A 16599-nucleotide genomic window follows, 5' to 3' on the forward strand; every position below is an offset into this window, starting at 1 on the left:
CCTCACCCCTGCGCCGGATCCCACGCGTTCGACGTCACCCCCGCGTCGGATCAACCCCCGCCCACGCGCCTCCCGCACCCCCCGCCGCCTCACCGCGCCCCCCCGACGGGCGCCCCCCCCCGACGCCCGCAGGGCCGCCAACGCCGCGGCCTCCGACCGCAGCAGGGCTGCCGAGGCGCGTCAGCGGGCCGAAGAGGCCCGGAACGCCGCCGCGGGCGCCCAGCGCGCCGCTCAGGCCGCCGAACACGCGGGCGCCGCCTCCAACGCGGCTGACGAGGCATCGGAGGCCGCCAGGAGCGCCAGCGCCAACGCGAACGCGGCCGCGGGCTCCGCCGACAAGGCCGGTAACCTGGCGAGCGCCGCGGGCGCCAGCTCCCAGCAGGCCCAGGCCGCCGCCGACCAGGCCCGCCGCCAGGCTCGCGAGGCCGACCGCGCCGCCACCGCCTCCAGCAACCTGGCACGTCAGGCCACCCAGGCCGCCCACCAGGCCCGCGACGCCGCCCGCTCCGCCGCCACCCACGCCCAGAACGCCGCCACCGCCGCCGACCAGGCAGCCGAACACGCCGGCGAATCCGCCACCTCCGCGGCCGAAGCCACCCGTCAGGCCGAAGCCGCGCGCGCCGCCGCCGCCACCGCGAGCGCGGCGGTCGCCACCGCGGGCACCGTCTACGACCTCGCCCGCAGGACCGAGAGCGAGGACCTCGCCGCCCGCACCGCCGCCGCCCTCGAGGAGGCCCGGGCCCTGAAGGCGGAGGAGGACGAGGCCACCGGGGGCATCGGCGCCCTCCTCGCGGACTGGAAGATCCTTGAGCAGGAGGCCGCCGACCTGGCCGCCGAAGCCGCCCGCCCCGATGCCGACCCCAAGGCCGTGGCGGCCAAGGGCCGCAAGGCCGCGCTCCACGCGGCCAAGGCCGGCGGCCCGTGGAGCCAGGAGGCCGCCAAGGCCGCCCTGTCCGGCACCGACGAGACGGTCGTCGACTGGGCACGCACCGGGCGGCGCAAGGCCGAGCTGGACGACATGCGCCAGAACGTGGTCGAGCTCGCCCAGGACAGCCCCGACGAGGCCGTGCGCACCGCCGCCACCACCGCACTCAAGGGCACCCCGCAGCAGATCGAGGCGTTCTTCGCCACCGGCCAGCACGAGGCCGCGATCACCGACAACCGCATCCGCGCCTACCAGGTGATCGCCACCGGCGGCACCAGCGTCAAGGAAGCCGGCGAAGCCGCCCTGCGGGACGGCTCACCCCACGCCGTCGCCGCCTTCCTGATGACGGGCCAGTACACCGCCCGCCGGATCGACGAACGCGTCGAGGCCACCCAGATGCTGGCCGCCGGCGGCCCCGAGGTCCAGGCCGCGGCCAAACTCGCCCTCGCCGGTCCCCCCGGCCTCGTCACGTCCTTCCTGCAGACCGACCGCTACATGGCCGACCGCAAGGACCTGCTCGCCGCCACCCACGCCGAACAGATGCGCCACCTGATCGCCGAAGCCGCCCAAGCCGCGGCCAAGGCCCAACAGGACGCCTGGGAAGCCACCGCAGCCGCCGCCATCGCCAACAACGCCGCCACCGAGGCCCAGACCGCCAGCACCCAAGCCCGCTCTCACGCCGATCAGGCCGCACGGTACGCAGCCGACGCCAACACCGCCGCCCACAACGCCGAAGCATCCGCCACCCGCGCCGGCCAGTCCGCCACCACCGCCCGCACCGCCGCCAACGCCGCCGCACGCGACGCCGGCAAGGCCACCGCCTCCGCCAACCGCGCCAGCGCCTCCGCCGCCCACGCACGCTGGTCCGCCACCCGCGCCCGCACCGCCGCGGACAACGCCTACGCCTCCGCCCGCGCGGCAGGCCAGGACGCCGACGCCGCGCAGCAGGCCGCCGACCAGGCCTGGGACATCGCCGTAACAAAGGCACGCCAGGAACGCCAGGCCGAACTAGCCGCCGAAGAGGAGGGCATCCAGGCCGAGGCCGCACAGATCGAGGAGGCGCTCAAGAAGGAACTCGAAGCGCTGATCCAGAACGAGGCCACCGAAGCCGAACACGAATACAGCAGCGCAAACAAGAAGCCCTGCAGCCATCGGTTTTCGTCCCTCAGGTGCTTCCTCAACATACCGAACGGGCCGATAACGAACGGCCTCCTGGACATGCTCGACGACGTCACGGAATTCTTCAAAGGCGTCCAGGACAAGGCCCAGCTCTTCAAGAAGGTCTTCAAGATGGTCCTCGGCTTCGACAGCGCCGAGGAATGCATCAGGAACAAGAGCGCCGCCGCCTGCGCGGAGCTCGCCGTCAGCTTCTTCCCCGCCGGAAAGGCGGCCAAGCTCGCCCAACTCGCAAGGAAGGCCAGGGACGTCGAGGATGCTGCACGGGCAGCACGGGTCAGGCGGATCGCGAATGACTGCCTGAAGCCGAACAGCTTCCTCGTCGGCACACGCGTCCTGATGGCCGACGGAACCACCCTCCCGATCGAGCGGATCCGTGTCGGCGACCAGGTCTGGGCAACCGACCCCGAATCCGGCGAGGCTGGTGGACGCCGTGTGGACGCCACCATCTACACGCCCGAAGACCGGAAATTCACCGACCTCACCATCGCATCAACGGATGGCCCGACCGGGACGCTCACAGCCACCGAGCACCACCCCTTCTGGGTGGAGAAGGACCGGAAGTGGGTCGATGCCGGCAACCTCAACCGGGGCGACACCCTACGTACCCCGGACGGACAAACCGCAGACGTCATCGAGGTCAGGAACCGCTCCGGACTCAACGCGGCCTACAACCTGACCATCCAGGGACTCCACACATACTATGTGCTCGCCGGTACGGCGCCCGTACTGGTGCACAATTCGGGATTGTGCACCAAGAAGATCGACGACGTCTTCTACAACCCCAGCGGCAGAACTTCTCAGGAACAGTTTGAATACCACTGGGACAAGCATGCAAAGAAACGCGGTATCACGCGTGAGCAGTACCTCCAGGATACGCAAGACTGGGCGACGGAAATCGCCCAGCCAGGAGGGAAGAAGTGGCTCGACGCCACCCGGGAGACGCTGGCGGACGGTACGCAAGGGGTAAAATACGTGCACCCCCAGACGGGTAGGGGCGGGCTCATCGGCCCCGACGGCAAACCTGTAAGCTTCTGGTATGACTTCGAGAGAGATCGGGCTATTGTCGGATTTCATGGAGAGCTACGCCCTCTGGCGATCCTTGCCGTTTCCCGGCCTGCGCCGCGGTGAGAAACTGTTGTGTGCGGGAGAGAACCTTGCACTCATTCATGGCGACCTGGCTCTCGCCGACGAACATGTGACCCAGGTGATCCTTTTTGTTGACGAGGGGATATTCAGGCCGAGCCGGGCGGACGTCATAGGATTGCTTGAAGGGATCATCTCTCGCCTGGAACGATTCGGGGAAAGCATGGCCGTCGAAGAGCGAGAAGTTGTCGATGCCCATTATCGATATGCAGTCCTATTGTATCGAATATATGGTGAATTTCTGCGCATAGGGGCTCCGTAGCCTGTCGCCTGACCGGCAGGGAATAGCAATGAGCTGCCCACCCGCGTGGGCGGCTCATTGCTTCTACTGGGGCCTTTGTGCATGCGGAGCGGTTGCAGGTCGTGTCGGTGGACTTCCCGTGAACGCCGGACCGCACGGCCGCGAAGCCGCCGTCGCAACGCTGATGTCAAGCAGTTCACTCCAGAAAGTCTCGAACAATGCAACCTGCCGGCATGGCTTGAGGCCGGCGCGCAACGTGTTGAAGGTGTTGCGACTGCGAGCCGAGGAAACCTGTCCGAGGTGGTCCACCGCGTCAGCCGCAGTGTTGGCGGCGGTGTCGATGTCGCCGAGGGAGAGGTGGGCACGGGCCGTACGGGCCAGGCGCAGCGCGTGGCCGCGGCGGTAGGGCTTGCTGCGCGTTGGCGGGCATGCTCGGACATCGGCGCGGTGCCAGCCGCGATCGAGCGAAGGATCTCCAGCAGCCCGGCAGCGTCGCCAGCCGCGCCGACGACGGGCCGGCCCGCCAGCAGCTGACCACCCTGCTGCCCGCGCAGACGTCGGGCAGCGCGTCGAGGAACGCCACGTCGGCACCCACCCCAAGATCCCGCGCGTGCTGGCAACCGCCACGCCGACGATCCGCTTCGGGGACGGCGACGTGCCACTTCCCAGCCCCGCGCCGGCCCAGAAAGTGTTGGGTAATTGATCAACTGCGTGGCGTGATGCGCTGGCGGTGATCTTCGCAGTTGAGGCGTCCGCGAAGATCACCGTCATGTGTGTCTGTGCGTGCAAGCCTTCCTACGGATTCTCGCTGACGGATGCTCAGTGGACGGTGATAGAGCCGCTGCTGCCGGTGCGGGGTCCGCGCCGGGCGGGACGGCCGTTGAAGTTTCCGCGCCGACTGGTCGTGGACACGGTGTTGTACGTGCTGGTCAGTGGCTGCGCGTGGCGGCTGGTGCCGCTCAAGACAGGCCACGGCCGACCACGCACGAGTTCGCCGGCTCCGTCCTGGCGTGCGCCTCTGGGAGAACCACTCTGTGGCCGGTCCGCCCCGGAGCTCCTCTGGGACCCGGTCAGCTGCGCTCCGCGTCGTTGTCGTCGTACTCGGTGGTGCCCGCGTCCAGGAGTGGTGTCCCGGTCGGCTGCTTCATGTGCGCCGGCGCCATCAGCCGCAGCACGTGGTACCCCGTCAGCACGATGATCGTGCCGAGCGCGATCCCGGACAGCTCGAAGTTGTCGGTGAACTTGAGGGTGACGTTGCCGATGCCGACGATGACACCGGCCGCGACCGGGACGAGGTGGAGCGGATTGGTGAGGTCCACCTTGTTGTGGATCCAGATCTGCGCGCCCAGCAGGCCGATCATGCCGTACAGCACCACCGTGATCCCGCCCAGCACCCCGCCCGGGATCGCCGCGACGATCGCGCCGAACTTCGGGCACAGGCCGAACAGGATCGCGAAGCCGGCCGCGCACCAGTACGCCGCCGTCGAGTACACCCGGGTCGCCGCCATCACGCCGATGTTCTCCGCGTACGTCGTCGTCGCCGGACCACCCACCGCTGTCGACAGCACCGTCGCCGTGCCGTCCGCCATGATCGCGGCACCCATCCGGTCGTCCAGCGGATCACCCGTCATCTCCGAAACCGCCTTCACGTGCCCCGCGTTCTCCGCGATCAGCGCCACCACCACGGGCAGCGCCACCAGCACCGCGGACGCCTGGAAGCTCGGCGCGTGCAGCGACGGCAGACCGATCCAGTCCGCCTTCCCCACGCCCGACAGGTCCAGACGCCAGTGCTCCGTCGCGGCCCCGCCGCCGACCGAAGAGTGGATCTTCCCGAAGACCCGGTCGAACAGCCACGACACCGCGTACCCGAACACCAGTCCCAGGAAGATCGCGATCCGCGACCAGAACCCCCGCAACACCACCAGCGCCAACCCCGTGAACGCCATCACCAGAAGCGCCGTCCACTGGTCCTGCGGCCAGTACGTCCCCGCCGCCACCGGTGCCAGATTGAACCCGATCAGCATCACCACCGCACCGGTCACCACCGGCGGCAGCACCGCGTGCACCACCTTCGCCCCGAGCCCCTGCACCACCGCCCCGCACACCGCGAGCACCGCACCCGCCACCAGTAGCGCACCCGTCACCGTCGCCGTGTCCCCGCCCTGCGACTTGATCACCGCGGCCACGCCCACGAACGACAGACTGGAACCCAGGTACGACGGGATCCGGCCCTGCGTCACCAGCAGGAAGAACACCGTCGCCACGCCCGACAGCATCACCGCGAGGTTCGGATCCAGCCCCATGAGAATGGGTGCCACAAAAGTGGCCCCGAACATAGCCACCACGTGCTGCGCCCCGAGCCCGACCGTCCGCCCCCACGACAACCGCTCGTCCGGCCGCACCACAGCCCCGGGCCGCGGCGCACGCCCGTCCCCGTGCAGCTTCCACCCGAACCCGACCTTCATCCCGTTTACCTGTTCCACTCGACCGTGTCCCGAAATGCACCCCGGGACCACACGCTGAAACCAACATGATCTCCCGACCGCAGCGCAGGTCGTTCGAGGAGGGCCCTGGTGTCGGTCTCGGCGACGACGGCGGCAGTGCCCGACAAAGGGCGCGAAGCTCGTCGCCGGCACAGCACCTCGAACTCACCACGCTCCGCCATGGCGATGATCTCCGCGATCTGCCGGTCGGTGAAGCCCCGACCCGACTTCCCCAGATCCGTCAACGGAGCCCGCACCAGCATCAGCCCCTCCCGGTCCACCAACCCCCGACACTGATGCTCCTGCGACTCCGGACTGATCATCTCCTCCCGAGCCACACTCACCCGGATGTAGATCACCGCACGACGCATTCGTAGGCGAATATTCACAACGAGCCTATCGATAAAGCCTGTTGGCAATGGGCGACACTCGTCGTGCATGCGCCGGGGCGGACGACCGCTCCCGGTGCGGGCGTACGCCCGTCACCGTGCAGATTCCAGCGCACGCCGAGGTCCATGCGGGGGTTCGCTTTCTCTGTACTTCCGGGGGACTGTGCGGACCGTTCTCCTGGTCACCCGGTGTTCCGCCCGTCACCACCCGCCGGTCGACCCGCGTTCTCGTGCGGCGCGGCGGCCTCGCGGGCGTGCAGGAGGGCGGCGTCGAGCGGGAGCGCGGTGCGGTCGAGGAGGGCGAGGCCGGCGTCGGCGAGCAGGGCGGCGTACTGGTCGGCGCGGCGTTCGCGGCCGCCGACGTTGCACATCATGTGGAGGTCCCAGGCGGTGGCCAGGGAGGGGGATCCGTCGGCGGGCAGCAGGCGTTCGAGGACGAGCAGGTCGGCGTGGGCGGGCATCGCGCGGGCGCAGTGGCGCAGGATCGCGCGGCACCGCTCGTCGTCCCAGTCGTGCAGGACCCGGGAGAGCAGGTAGACGTCGCCTCCCGCCGGGACGTCGGCGAAGTCGCCGGTCCGGTACGCGCAGCGGTCGGCGCAGCCCGCCGCCGCCATGGTGCGGCGGGCGGCCTCGACGGCGTGCGGGCGTTCCAGCAGGACGCCGCGCAGCCGCGGGTGCGCGGCGAGGACGCGGGCGAGGAGTTCGCCGTTGCCGCCGGCGACGTCGACGACGGTGGCGCCGGCGGGTGTGCGGGCGGCGGCGGTGAGGACCGGGTGGCCGGGCACCGGGTCGAACATCCGGGCGCTCGCCGCCATGGAGCGGTCGAAGAGGTCGGCGAGTGCGGGGTCGCGGGCGAAGTGGTCGAAGTGGTTCTCGCCGAACAGGTGGTCGAAGGCGGGCTCGCCGGTGCGGACGGTGTGGTCGAGTGCGCCGAAGGAGCGGTAGAAGGGGCCGCCGTAGAGCAGCGCCAGCGGGCGCATCGAGCCCGGCGCGTCCTCGCACAGCAGGTCGCCGACGGCGGTGAGGCGGTGGCCGTCGCCCTCGGGTTCGACGACGCCGAGCATCGTGAGGTAGCGCAGCAGGGTGGTCAGGGCGCGGGGGTGGGTGCCGGTGCGGCGGGCGAGGGTCCGCGGGTCGGCGGGGCCGTCGCGGTGCAGGGCGTCGGGCAGCCGCAGCCGGGCGGCGGCGGCGAGGGCCTGGGTGGTCCAGGCCCCGGTCAGCAGTCGCAGCAGGGTCTCGGCCGGCGGGCGTCGGGCGGAGGCGGCCAGGTGGGCGTCGAGGGCGTCGTGGTGGTCGCCGGCGGCGTACAGCTCCAGGCGGCGGTAGCCGGCCCGGGAGGCGGCGGGGGCGGTGAAGTAGAGGACGGTGCCGTTCTCGTGGGGGTTGTGGCCGCCGCCGTCGGGTGTCGCGCCGTGGTCGGCGAGCAAGGCGCACAGGCCGCGCAGCAGGACCGGCTCCGGGTGGCGGAGCTCGAAGGCGAGGTGGTCCTCGTGCCGGCGGGCCCGTTCGTGCTCGGCGAGCGGCCGGAGCCCGGAGCCGGGTGGCACCGGCAGCGCGAACACCTCGACGGTGCGGGGCTCCGGGCCGGTGCCGGGCACCGGGACGCGCCGGATGGTGACGTCGAGCGCGGCCGCCGGGCGGTGGTGGCGGGCGGCCAGCCGCTCGCGGACGACGGTGCTGGGGGCCGGCGGGACGTCGGCGTCCAGGCCGCAGGCGGCGAGGCCGGCGCGCAGGACCGGCGGGCCGGGCGGGAAGACCAGCAGGGCGGCGTGCGCGAAGCGCAGGTGGTGGGTGAGGGAGCGCAGCGCGGTGTCGTCGAGGCCGGGCAGGAGGAGCGGGAGGAGGGTGGCGGTGTCGTGGCGGCGGACGAAGTCGGCGGTCGCGCGCAGCCGGGTGGTGTCGTCGTCGGTGGTCATGGTGGTGCGTCCTCGTCGGTGCGGGTCGGTTTCAGAGGCCGACGTAGTTCTCGGCGAACCAGTCCTGCTGGGCGCGGGGAGTCGCGCAGGGCTCTCAGGCGGGCGCGGCGCAGCCCCTCGTCGAAGGACGACGGGCCGCCGTGCGGGCCGGGCACGGCGTGCAGCAGCCGGACCATCCAGTGCGAGAACTCCTGGGCCCGCCAGATGTGCTCCAGGCAGCGGTCCGAGTAGCCGGCCAGGGCGCGGCCGTCGCCGTGGGCGAGGTCGTCGACCAGGGCTTCGGCCAGCAGTTCCGCCTCCAGCACGGCGAGGTTGGCGCCCTTGGCGGCGGACGGGGTGATGAGGCTCGCGGCGTCGCCGGCGAGCAGCAGCGCGCCGTGGCGCAGCGGTTCGACGACGTCGCACTCCAGGTCGACGACGCTGCGCTGGACGATGCTCCCCCGGCGCAGCGGGCCGTGGTCGGCGGACCGCATCCGTTCGTCGAGTTCGTGCCAGATGTGCTCCTCGCTCCACGCCTCGGGCGGGGTGCCGCGCTCGTACTGCAGGTAGTAGCGGGTGATCTCGGCGGTGCGGGCCATGTGGCCGGCGAAGCCGCGTTCGTGCACGGCGTAGCCGACGGCGTCCAGGCTGGGCGGCGCCTCGGCGAGCAGGCCCAGCCAGGACAGGCCGTGGTCGTGGTGGTGGACGACGGCGCCGGGCGGCAGCGAGCGGCGGGCGGCGCCGTGGCGGCCGTCGCAGCCGGCGACGTAGCGGGCCCGCCAGCGGACCGGGCGGCCGTCCGGTCCGCCGGCCTCGACGACGGGGCGCTCGCTCCCGGCGTCCAGCACCTGGTGGGCCTCGGTGGCGAAGTGCAGCCGGCCGCCGGCGTCCAGGTACGAGGCGAGCAGGTCGGCGACGAGGAACTGCTGCGGGTAGACGGTGTGGGGCTCGCCGCGGCCGAGGTGCGCGTAGTCGAGCCGGAAGCCGCCGTCGGCGGTGCGGAACTCGCAGGTGGCGTGGGGCCGGCCGCGGCGGTGCAGGCCGTCGGCGAGGCCGTGGCGGTCCAGGACGCGGACGGTGTTCGCGGCGAGGAAGCCGGCCCGGGCGCGGGCGTGCAGATGGGCGCGGTCGGCGCGCTCCAGGACGACGCAGTCGATGCCGGCCCGGTGCAGCAGGTTGCCGAGGACGAGGCCGGCCGGTCCCGCGCCGAGGATCACCACCGCGGCCGATTCTTCCCCCATGTCCGCTCCCCTGTCGGTGTCCTGACGGTTTGTCATCCCTCGCCCATGGTAACGACGGGCGGGCGACGGAAGCGGTGGTGATCACTCGTGAGGGTGACCCCCGGGGGAACTGGCCCGGCGGAACGCCCCGCCCCCCGCCGCCGGTGCGACGACCGGCGACGGGGGACGGGGGCGGGGGCGGGGCGGGGCGAGGGTCCGGACGGGGTGGTCGGGGTCGTCGGCCCCGGTCAGGCGGTGGCCTCCGCCGCGGCGCGGCCGGCCGCGCGGCCGGAGAACAGGCAGCCGCCGAGGAAGGTGCCCTCCAGGGCGTTGTAGCCGTGCAGTCCGCCGCCGCCGAACCCGGCGGCCTCGCCGACCGCGTAGAGTCCGGGCACCGGTGTGCCGTCGGCCGCGAGGGCGCGCGAGGAGAGGTCGGTCTGGATGCCGCCGAGCGTCTTGCGGGTGAGCACGTGCAGCTGGACGCCGATCAGCGGCCCCGCGGCCGGGTCGAGCAGCCGGTGCGGGGCGGCGGTGCGGCCCAGGCGGTCGCCCAGGTAGCGACGGGAGTTGCGGATGCCCTGCACCTGGGCGTCCTTGGTGTAGGGGTTGGCGAGCTGACGGTCCCGGGCCTCGATCCGGCGGCGCATCGCCGCGGCGTCCAGCAGCGGGGTGCCGGTCAGCGCGTTCATCCTCTCGACCAGTTCCTCCAGCGTCGCGGCGACGACGAAGTCCCGGCCGTGCCGCTTGAACGCCTCGACCGGGGCGGGCGCGCCCCTGCCGAGCAGGCGCTCGCGCACGAAGGCCTTGCGGTCGCCGGCGGTGATGTCGGGGTTCTGCTCGGAGCCGGAGAGGGCGAACTCCTTCTCGATGATCTTCTGGGTGAGCACGAACCAGGAGTGGTCGTGCCCGGCCAGCGCGGGATCGGTCCGCAGGTGGCGCAGGGTGCCGAGGGTGTCGTAGCCGGGCAGGCAGGGCTCGGGCAGCCGGCGGCCGAGGGCGTCGAACCACATCGAGGAGGGGCCGGGCAGGATCCGGATCCCGTGGCCGGGCCAGACCGGGTCCCAGTTGTGCAGGCCCTCGGTGTAGTGCCACATCCGGTCGCCGTTGACCAGGCGCGCCCCGGCCTCGGCGCTGATGCCGAGCATCCGCCCGTCGACGTGGGCCGGGACGCCGGTGACCAGGTGCCGGGGCGGGGTGCCCAGCCGGGCGGGCCAGTGGGCGCGGACGAGGTCGTGGTTGGCGCCGATGCCGCCGGAGGCCACCACGACGGCCTGGGCGGAGAGTTCGAAGTCGCCGGTCTCCTCGCGGCTGGAGGCGACGCCGCGCGCCGAGTCGTCGGCGGCCAGCACTCGGCCCCGCACGCCGGTCACCACGCCGTCGGTGACGACGAGTTCGTCGACCCGGTGGCGGTGGCGGAAGGTCAGCAGCCCGCCGGCGGCGGCCCGCCGGGCGGAGCGGGCGAAGGGCGCGACCACCCCGGTCCCGGTGCCCCAGGCGACGTGGAAGCGGGGGACGGAGTTGCCGTGCCCGTCGGCGCGCAGGTCGCCGCGTTCGGCCCAGCCGACCGTGGGCAGGAAGCGCAGCCCGTGCCCGGCCAGCCAGGAGCGCTTCTCCCCCGCGGCGAACTCGACGTACGCCCGGGCCCAGCGCACCGCCCAGCTGTCCTCGTCCGCGTGGCGGTCGAACTGCGCGCTGCCCTGCCAGTCGCTCCAGGCGAGGTCGAGGGAGTCCTTGACGCGCATCCGGCGCTGTTCGGGCGAGTCGACGAGGAACAGGCCGCCGAAGGACCACCAGGCCTGGCCGCCGAGGTTGGCGGCGTTCTCCTGGTCGACCAGGATCACCCGGCGTCCCCGGGAGGTGAGTTCGTGGGCGGCGGTGAGTCCGGCCAGGCCGGCTCCGACGATGATGACGTCAGTGTCCATGGGGTTTTCCTCGGGGAAGGGCCGTCACGGGCCCGCGTCGGGGCGGGGCGGTGGGCGCGTGGTCCGCGGAGTCGGCGGCCGGCCGGGTGCGCGTCGGCGCCCCGGTGTCGCTTCGGGTCGGGAGGTGACCGAAACAGTACAGTGTTCGGTTTTACTCGACAAGGGTGCCGCGGCAGACGTGCTCGCAGCCGGCGTGCGCGGCAGGCGTGCTCGCGCCCGGGGCTCGCCCGGGGGACCCGCGCCGGTCGCATAAACTCCCCCCGTGGCCAACCGCAGCTCGACGCCCAAGGGACGGGCGCAGCGTGAACGCGCCCTGGCGGCGGCCTTCGAGGTGTTCGCCCGCGAGGGCGAGCGCGGCACGTCGCTGCGCGCCATCGCCCGGGAGAGCGGCATGAGCCTGACCGGGCTGATGCACCACTTCACCTCCAAGGACGAACTGCTCACCGAACTGCTGCGCGGCACCGATGAGTCGGCGGCGCTGCGCTGGGACGCGTCGGCCGGCGCCGACGATCCCGGCGCGTTCATGGCGCGGGTCATGGAGGCCAACGCCGCGAACCCGGCGTGGGTGCGACTGTACGTCCACCTCGCGGCGTCCTCGCTCGATCCCGGGCATCCGGCGCACCCGTACTTCCGGGAGCGGTTCGAGCGGTTCCGCACGGCGGTGCGCGGCCACCTGGTGGCGCGGCAGGCGGACGGCTCGGTGGATCCGGGCCTGGACCCGGACTTCACCGCCGCCGCGTTCCTGGCGCTCGTCGAGGGCGCGCAGTTGCAGGGGCTGAACGACCCGTCGGTGGACGTGCCCGGGCTGGTCCGGCGGGGCTGGCGGGCGCTGCTGGCCGGGCCGGTCAGCTGACCGGGCGCTGCCGCTCCGCCGGGGCGTCCAGCAGCACGCGGGCGAGGCGGCCGATGTCGTCGGCCATGTCGATGCGGGGGTCGAGCAGCCACTGGAGCTGCAGTCCGTCGGTCGCGGCGATCAGGATCCGGGCTGCCCAGGCGGCCTCGTCCGCGCGCTCCGCGTCCGGCCGGGCAGTGTCCGGCGCGGCGGTGCCCGGCCCGGCGCTGTCCGGCCCGGCGGTGTCCGACCGGGTGGCGGCCTGCTCGACGAGCCTGTCGGCGAGGCGCCGGCGGAGGCCTTCGTAGCGCCGGCCGAAGTAGTCGTGGGCCGGGTGGTCCGGCTCGGCGGCGGCCGCGGCGAGGTCCACGAAGAGCTTGACCAGGCCGGGAGTGGCCGCGTTGTCGGCCAGGATGCGCAGGAAGTCGTCCGCGCCGCGCTCCTCGAACGCCCCGAACCGCTCCTCGGAGGCGGCGTCACGGGCGGCGAGGACGGCGGTGAACAGGGCCTCCCGGCCGCCGAAGTGGTGCAGCACCCCGGCGTCGGTCATCCCGACCCGCTGGGCGATGTCCCGCACCGACACCTTGCGGCTGCCCGCCTCGGCGTAGGCGGCGAGCGCGGCCTCGATGATCTGCTGCCGCTTCGAGGAGGTCTTGGCGTAGGGGCCCCGGGGCTTGGTCATGAACGGATTCTACGAGGCTGCGACGGACCCGGACGACGAAAACCTTGAGCTCCAAGGTTTTCACGGTTAGGGTGACGCCACCCCCCACCTGTACGGCAAAGGAGCCGTCCGTGCGCACCACCCCCACCCACCCCGGCTCGTCGGCCCCGGCCGCCGGGCCCCCCGAGTCCGCGCGGCGCCTCGGACCGCTGCTGGGCGCCGCCTACCTCGGCTGGATGCTCCCGGTCACCGCGGGCTGGACCCTGCTCCAGGCGGTGTTCGAACGCATCGACCCGGACACCAAGCTCACGCACTACAGCACCGTCGCGGCGGTCGGTGCCTTCACCTCCACCGTGGCCGTGGTCGCCTTCGGCTTCCTCTCCGACCGCACCCGCTCCCGGTACGGCCGGCGCAACCCGTGGATCCTGGCCGGCGCCGTCTGCTACGCGCTGTCCGTCACCGCGATGTCCGGCACCGGGAGCTTCGCCGCTCTGCTCGTGCTCACCGTCTGCTTCCAGACCGGCCTCAACGCCATGCTCGCCGCGCTGTTCGCGGTGCTGCCGGACCGGGTCCCCGCCGAGCGGCTCGGCCGGGCCTCCTCCTGGGTGGGCCTGGGCCAGCTGCTCGGCCAGGGGCTGGGCTCGGTGGCGGGCGGCCTGCTGGTCACCCACCCCGGGCAGGGGCTGCGCTGGCTCCCCTGGCTCGCCGTGCTCGGCGCGCTGGCCTTCGTCCGGTTCGCACCCGACCGGCCGACCCTGGACGACGCCCCCGCCGTCGCACCGGACGGCGGCCTGCTGCGCTCGCTGCTGCCGCCCCGGGACGCCGACTTCTTCTGGGCGCTGGTCAGCAGGCTGCTCGCGCTGCTCGGCATCCACCTCGTCCTGGTCTACCAACTGTTCATCCTCACCGACCACTTGGGTCTGTCCACCGAAGACGCCGGCACCGTCGTCACCCTCGGCGGGCTGATCATCGCGGTGGTCGCCGGCGGGTCCGTGGCGGTCTCCGGGCCGCTGTCGGACCGGCTGGGCCGCCGCAAGCCGTTCGTCCTGGCGGCCGCGGTGATCGCCGCCGCCGGGATCGTCCCGCTCACCGTGGCACCGGCCCTGTGGTCCTTCCTCTTCTTCACCGTGCTGGCCTCGCTCGGCTTCGGCTGCCTGATAGCCGTCGACCAGGCGATCGTCGCCGAGGTCCTGCCCGACCAGCACAGCCGCGCCAAGGACCTCGGGTTCCTCAACATCGCCAACACCGCGCCGCAGGTGCTGGCGCCGATCATCGCCGGTGCGGTCGTCCCCGCCTTCGGGTACTCCGCCCTGTTCGTCCTCGCCATGGCCGTCACCGTCGGCGGCGGCCTGTCCGTGCTGCCGGTGCGCCGCGTCCGCTGACCCGGCGCCCCGTCCCGCCACCCCCGTCCCCGTACCCGTACCCGCCCCCGTCCCCGCCCCCGTGCAGAGAGAGCAGAACCACATGACCACCGACCGGGTTTCCGGGCTGAGCCTCGCCGAGCAGGCCTCGCTCACCTCCGGCGCGACCTCGTGGACCACCACCCCGGTGCGCGACGCGGTCCGCGCGCTCACCCTCTCCGACGGTCCGCACGGCATCCGCCGCCCCGCCGAGGACGGCCCCGGCATCTCCTTCCTCGGCTCCAGCCTGCCCGCGACCTGCTACCCGCCCGCCGTCACCCTCGGCTCCAGCTGGGACACCGACCTCGCGCACCGCGTCGGCGCGGCCCTCGCCCGGGAGGCGTCCGCCTTCGGCGTGGACGTCGTCCTCGGCCCCGGCGTCAACATCAAGCGCAGCCCGCTGTGCGGCCGCAACTTCGAGTACTTCTCGGAGGACCCGCACGTCAGCGGACGGATGGGGGCCGCCGTCGTCACCGGCATCCAGTCCCTGGGGATCGGCGCCTGCGTCAAGCACTTCGCCGTCAACAACCAGGAGACGGACCGGATGCGGGTCAGCGCGGACGTCGACGAACGGACGCTGCGCGAGCTGTACCTGCCCGCCTTCGAGCACATCGTCCGCGAGGCGGCGCCGTACACCGTGATGTGCTCCTACAACCGCGTCAACGGCGTCCACGCGAGCCGCCACCGCGGGCTGCTCACCGGCATCCTGCGCGAGGAGTGGGGCTTCGACGGCCTGGTGATGTCCGACTGGGGCGCCGTCGACGACCGGGTCGCCGCCCTGGCCGCCGGCCTCGACCTGGAGATGCCGCCGACCGGCACCGACCAGGAGATCGTCACCGCCGTCGAGGAGGGCCGGCTGGACGCCGCCGCCGTCGCCACCGCCGCCGAGCGCGTCCTGCGGCTGCGCGACCGGGTGGACCGGGCCGAGCGCCTCCCCGCCTGGGACTCCGACGCCCACCACGAGCTGGCCCGCGAGGCCGCCCGGGCCGGCGCCGTGCTGCTCAAGAACGACGACGGGCTGCTGCCGCTCGACCCCCGGGCCCGGCAGCGCGTCGCGGTCGTCGGCGAGTTCGCCCGCACCCCCCGCTACCAGGGCCACGGCAGCTCCCGGGTCACCCCGACCCGGCTCGACACCGCCTGGGACGCGCTCCGCGCCCAGGCCGGACCGGACCTCACGCTCTCCTTCGCCCCCGGCTTCACCCTGGACGGCTCCCCCGACGCCGCCCTGGCCGCCGAGGCGGTCGCGCTCGCCGCCGAGGCCGACACCGTCCTGCTGTTCCTCGGCCTGCCGGACACCGCGGAGACCGAGGGCCTCGACCGCGTCCACCTCGGCCTCCCCGCCGACCAGCTGGAGCTGCTGCGCCACGTGGCCGCCGTCTGCCCCCGGGTCGCCGTCGTCCTCGCCAACGGGTCGGTGGTGTCCGTCGCCGAGTGGCAGGACGACGCGACGGCGATCCTGGAGGCCTGGCTCGGCGGCCAGGCCGGCGGCAGCGCCGTCGCCGACCTGCTGTTCGGCGCGGAGAGCCCGTCCGGCAAGCTCACCGAGTCCGTCCCGCTCCGCCTCCAGGACACGCCCGCCTACCCGCACTTCCCCGGCCAGGACGGACACACCGTCCACGGCGAGGGCCGCTACGTCGGCTACCGCCACTACGACACCGTCGACGCCCCCGTCGCCTACCCCTTCGGCCACGGGCTGAGCTACACCACCTTCCGCTACGACGACCTGGAGGTGGAGCGGACCGGCGAGAACACCTGGACGGCCCGCGTCACCGTCACCAACACCGGCACCAGGCCCGGCGCCGAGGTGGTCCAGCTCTACCTCGCCGTCGACGAACCGCTGCCCACCCGCCCCCGCCACGAACTGCGCGGCTTCGCGAAGCTCCGCCTGGAGCCGGGCGCTTCGGGCCGGGCCGGGTTCCGGCTCACCGGCCGCGACCTCGCCCGCTGGTCGACGACCCGCGGCGGCTGGCGCATCGACCCCGGCGACTTCGTCGTCGAGGTCGGCGCCTCCTCCCGCGACATCCGCCTGCGCACCTGGCTGCGCACGCCCGGCGACGGCGTCCTCGACCCGCTGACCCCGGGGTCCAGCCTGGGCGAGTGGCTCGCCCACCCGATCGGCGCCGCCGTCCTCACCGAGCGGCTGGCCGGACTCCCCTTCGCCACCACCCTCGCCGAGAGCGACGCCCGGCTCCTGGCCGCCGCCCACCAGGTGCCCCTGCTGAAGTTCACCGGCTTCGGCCTCGGCGTCACCCGCGAGCACATCACCGACCTGGTCACGGAGGTGGCGGAACGCCAGAAGCGGTAGCGGC

10 protein-coding genes and 2 pseudogenes are annotated in these 16599 nt (G+C 73.1%); 6 read left to right on the forward strand and 6 right to left on the reverse strand.

The window, feature by feature from the left end; all coding sequences use genetic code 11:
- The 3 genes from ACFVVL_RS33015 to ACFVVL_RS33025 form a co-directional block, all read left to right on the forward strand.
- A partial coding sequence (locus ACFVVL_RS33015; protein WP_387681789.1) for a polymorphic toxin-type HINT domain-containing protein occupies positions 1 to 3232 on the forward strand: 3232 nt, incomplete at its 5' end.
- Entirely contained in the window at positions 3177 to 3509 is a 333-nt protein-coding gene (locus ACFVVL_RS33020) for a hypothetical protein (RefSeq protein WP_380297671.1), read from the forward strand. The genes ACFVVL_RS33015 and ACFVVL_RS33020, both read left to right, overlap by 56 nt.
- Positions 3510 to 4257: 748 nt before the next feature.
- Positions 4258 to 4686, forward strand: a complete 429-nt coding sequence (locus ACFVVL_RS33025) for a transposase (protein WP_387681857.1) — start codon at positions 4258 to 4260, stop codon at positions 4684 to 4686.
- On the opposite strand, the pseudogene ACFVVL_RS33030 reads toward ACFVVL_RS33025, so the two are convergent.
- From ACFVVL_RS33030 to ACFVVL_RS33050, 5 genes and pseudogenes are all read right to left on the reverse strand, one after another.
- Positions 4580 to 5953, reverse strand: a pseudogene (locus tag ACFVVL_RS33030) (uracil-xanthine permease family protein); the annotation flags it as partial. The gene ACFVVL_RS33025 and the pseudogene ACFVVL_RS33030 sit on opposite strands and share 107 nt — an antisense overlap.
- A 5-nt stretch (positions 5954 to 5958) precedes the next feature.
- Complete coding sequence (locus tag ACFVVL_RS33035; RefSeq protein WP_387681792.1) at positions 5959 to 6342, reverse strand: recombinase family protein; 384 nt, start codon at positions 6340 to 6342, stop codon at positions 5959 to 5961.
- Positions 6343 to 6542: 200 nt separating this feature from the next.
- Positions 6543 to 8276 carry a methyltransferase gene (locus ACFVVL_RS33040; RefSeq protein ID WP_387681795.1) on the reverse strand — a complete coding sequence of 578 codons (1734 nt, stop codon included), beginning with the start codon at positions 8274 to 8276 and terminating at the stop codon, positions 6543 to 6545.
- Between the two features lie 31 nt (positions 8277 to 8307).
- Positions 8308 to 9532 (reverse strand): annotated as a pseudogene (locus ACFVVL_RS33045) (4-hydroxybenzoate 3-monooxygenase).
- A gap of 191 nt (positions 9533 to 9723) precedes the next feature.
- Positions 9724 to 11397: an FAD-binding dehydrogenase gene (locus tag ACFVVL_RS33050; RefSeq protein ID WP_387681798.1), complete on the reverse strand. Its 1674-nt coding sequence runs from the start codon at positions 11395 to 11397 to the stop codon at positions 9724 to 9726.
- A 262-nt stretch (positions 11398 to 11659) separates the two neighbouring features.
- Here ACFVVL_RS33050 and ACFVVL_RS33055 point away from each other — a divergent pair, with 262 nt between their 5' ends.
- On the forward strand, positions 11660 to 12250 hold the full coding sequence (locus ACFVVL_RS33055; protein ID WP_380293703.1) for a TetR/AcrR family transcriptional regulator: 591 nt from the start codon (positions 11660 to 11662) through the stop codon (positions 12248 to 12250).
- Here the strand turns inward: ACFVVL_RS33055 and ACFVVL_RS33060 are convergent.
- Complete coding sequence (locus tag ACFVVL_RS33060) at positions 12243 to 12911, reverse strand: TetR/AcrR family transcriptional regulator (RefSeq protein ID WP_387681801.1); 669 nt, start codon at positions 12909 to 12911, stop codon at positions 12243 to 12245. The genes ACFVVL_RS33055 and ACFVVL_RS33060 overlap by 8 nt on opposite strands.
- Positions 12912 to 13021: 110 nt before the next feature.
- Between ACFVVL_RS33060 and ACFVVL_RS33065 the strand changes: the two genes are divergently transcribed.
- Together ACFVVL_RS33065 and ACFVVL_RS33070 are read left to right on the forward strand one after the other, a co-directional pair.
- Positions 13022 to 14272 (forward strand): MFS transporter, encoded by a 1251-nt coding sequence (locus ACFVVL_RS33065; protein WP_387681804.1) that lies wholly within the window; start codon positions 13022 to 13024, stop codon positions 14270 to 14272.
- 82 nt (positions 14273 to 14354) lie between these two features.
- Positions 14355 to 16595 (forward strand): glycoside hydrolase family 3 C-terminal domain-containing protein, encoded by a 2241-nt coding sequence (locus ACFVVL_RS33070; protein ID WP_387681807.1) that lies wholly within the window; start codon positions 14355 to 14357, stop codon positions 16593 to 16595.
- Positions 16596 to 16599 lie beyond the last annotated feature (4 nt).

The organism is Kitasatospora sp. NPDC058115 (genome assembly GCF_042884635.1).
GTDB lineage: Bacteria > Actinomycetota > Actinomycetes > Streptomycetales > Streptomycetaceae > Kitasatospora.